Source organism: Paracoccus mangrovi (assembly GCF_042648425.1).
Lineage (GTDB): Bacteria > Pseudomonadota > Alphaproteobacteria > Rhodobacterales > Rhodobacteraceae > Paracoccus > Paracoccus mangrovi.
In genome coordinates, this window is record NZ_JBHRXJ010000037.1 from 1 (window position 1) to 2,909 (window position 2,909).

Annotated in this window: 4 protein-coding genes; 2 read left to right on the plus strand and 2 right to left on the minus strand. The window is 51.9% G+C overall.

The genetic code is table 11. From position 1 onward, the window contains the following. The first annotated feature begins 145 nt into the window (after positions 1-145). A complete protein-coding gene (locus tag ACFOMH_RS20435) occupies positions 146-826 on the plus strand; it encodes an HNH endonuclease (RefSeq protein ID WP_377746771.1) in 681 nt (226 codons plus the stop codon). After that, on the plus strand, positions 823-1,230 hold the full coding sequence (locus tag ACFOMH_RS20440) for a hypothetical protein (protein ID WP_377746772.1): 408 nt from the start codon (positions 823-825) through the stop codon (positions 1,228-1,230). Before ACFOMH_RS20435 ends, ACFOMH_RS20440 begins: the two co-directional genes overlap by 4 nt. A 597-nt stretch (positions 1,231-1,827) precedes the next feature. Here the strand turns inward: ACFOMH_RS20440 and ACFOMH_RS20445 are convergent. Then, entirely contained in the window at positions 1,828-2,175 is a 348-nt protein-coding gene (locus ACFOMH_RS20445; protein WP_147101632.1) for an MliC family protein, read from the minus strand. Between the two features lie 240 nt (positions 2,176-2,415). Continuing rightward, positions 2,416-2,909, minus strand: a 494-nt coding sequence (locus ACFOMH_RS20450; protein WP_377746774.1) for a hypothetical protein, incomplete at its 5' end; no start/stop codon positions are given.

Sequence of the window (2,909 nt, forward strand, 5' to 3'; positions counted from 1 at the left end):
CATGAAACGCGCCCCTCGCAGCCGTCAACGCCATGATTTATATGCGAAATATCACGATTACGACAGCGAAATCAGCGACTTACTTGGAGAATGTGGGGCAAAGGCAGTCTAAGTCAGATGTGAAGCACTGGACCTGGGAGTGAAGATGGCTTTCTTGGCAAAAGATACAAAACTTCTATGGGGACGAGCCGCTGGCATATGTAGCAATCCCGAATGTCGCGCCAAATTGACCGCAACCGGGGCCGATGGAAAGAGCTTCTTGACCGGCGAAATGGCACATCAAATCGCACAAAGCCCTGACGGGCCGCGTGGCACGGATGGTGGCGGGGACGACACTTATGATAATCTGATACTTCTTTGTCCAACGTGCCATCGCACTATCGACAAGGCACCAGAAGGGACGTTCTCGGTAGAAGCCCTGAGAAATTGGAAAAAGAGCCACGAAGAATGGGTTGATGGGTGGGCAGCAGAAGGTAAGTATTCAACGGCATTGGAAGTCGCGCAGGAGGTTCAGCGCCTTTTGCTCGAGAACCGCACACATTTTGAAGAGTATGGCCCCAGATCTAAAACGGCTACGGAAAATCCCGCGTCCACTGCCCAAGCGATATGGCAGGCTCGAAAGTTGGACACCCTTCTTCCGAACAACCGAAGGATCATATCTTTGATGGAGCGGCACTCAAGACTTATTCCCGTTTCGGCAGCCCCCAGTTTTCCGCGATTCAAAATGCACGCGGAAGCTTTCGAAGGAAATCAGTATGATAGAGTCGAAGATTACCCGCTATTTCCGGAGAAGTTTTCCGAAGAGATTGAGGGGATGACAAGATGACAAACGGTTCAAATGACTTCGGTGTAACGCTTCCTCAAATAAATTTCCTTTCGCGAGTTCTTGACAGCCACAAATCCGTTGAGAGTGTTGAGCGTAAGAAGGATATCCAGTTTGATATAACAACGAGGCAGGGTAACAATTTGCGCCTCGTTTGTGTAAACGAATACACTTGCGGGTTGGCAAAGGTTCTGGAGGTCTTGGAGACCTTCCCAGGGACAAACATTATCTATGTAGGCGGTGCGTGGAACGGATACACAATGGAAGCTAAGGAATACTGCATTAAATCAAGCATCGGTCTTTTCAACTCATCCGAAATTATAGGAGCGCTTTTTCGTGAAGACTATTGGAGATATCACAAGAGGGATAAGGAGGGAAAGCCGCTATATTCAACGAGAAGTTCCTGAGGTCCTTGGTATTTACGGATTTGGGTCCTTCTTTAGGGGTCAAGAATTCAATGATATCGATATCCTATTTGTGCTTCGCTGCGAGTTTGAAGGAATACTTCCAGCCTCAAAGAAATTGAGGGGGATAACCTTATATCTATCAGAGGTTTTTGGCGAAACACTTCATCCTTTAATTTTGACAGAGGGAGAATTTGAAGAACGCCCTCTGCGAGACATGCATGAACTCATGCGGATAAGTTGAGCATTGAATAGCAACTCTGGAGACGTGAACTGATGTTGGCAACTAATTTTTAGCCTACATGGGCCGAACGCGTCGATAGGGTCAGCCGAGTCTCATGACAGGCTTGCCGCGACGCCGCATGGCCGCTTCGAGCCCAATTTCAGCTTTCCGCGCTGAACGAAACGCCCCTCCGGGCAAGCCGGGGCGGTTCAAATTGTGAAAAGTTTCGTTGAGTGTAAGAGTGAGGGGGAACGGAAGGGCGCCAACTGATGCTAATTGAAACCCGGACATTGTACGTAATGACCGTCCTGGCGTTGATGAGTACGCCGGGACCAAGCCAGTTATTGATGCCCGCCGCGCCTCTTTGTCTCCTAGTTTCACTCATTGTTTGGTGTGCATTGCAGCAGGGACTCTTCCTTGATCGTATCGGTCAGCGTGACATTCTCACCCTTTGTCCACCATTCGTACCGCCCAGACACGTAACGGGCGCCTGAGGCGGAGACCACGTTGACGAATACACGATGATCTTCATCCACTGGCACCAGTGCCAGCACGTCGGATTCTGAAGTGAAATAGTGCACGACGAACGGTTGCCCTTCGTCGCATTCGTATTCTATCGTGCGTATCGCCATGTCTTCGGTATCAAAGCCGAGCGAAAACGAGACGTCCGCCGACGCGGCCGAAGCTAATGCGACAGTTATCGCAATACTTGACACAAAGCGCATAAAATATCCTTCCTGTTTGTCAGAGACGGCCTTAGTAACAGCCGTTGTCCACGATCCTACTCCGACTGTATGGCTCCTACGAACGGCAGAAAAGTCCGCTCTGCTGACCTTTATTCTCCGAAAATGCTGCGCCATGGACTTATGACCGGTCTGGTGAACGCGGCGGCGCGGCATCGGTGTGGTGGATGGAAGGCAGCAACGGGCCGTTCGTACGTCGACAGGCGCTGTCAGCGCCGCTCGTCATCGTCCCCGAAACCGGATGACATTATCACCGCGCATGAAGGCGACGGCGCCTTCTTCCTCAATTGCCTGGATAGCGGCGTTTCTTGCCTCCTTGTCGGAGGCGAACTGATCGTCCCAAACGTGGCTGGTGCCATCCTGGTCGACGACCTCAAGCATCCAGTTCTGATCCGTTTCAGCACGGTAGATTTCGATGGAGAAAGGATGGCCGTCGATGATGACACGCTGGCTTTTGCCCGACGTGACTATGTTCGGTTCTTCTTCGATCATCTGGTGGACCCCGGCTTGTCGGTATCTGTCCAGTATGCGCCTACCGTCAGCCGGGTCAATCGCCTGCAGCGACGCGGTCTCGCCGCCGTTTCCCCATGCAGCCCGTTTTTGTTGAGTTGGTGTTGAGTCGTAAGCGTCCGGCCTGACCGCCCTGCCGCGTGGTGAGAGGGGCGGATAGTGTCCACCATCGATAGTGGACACTATGGTGATGGCGTGGCGCGTCA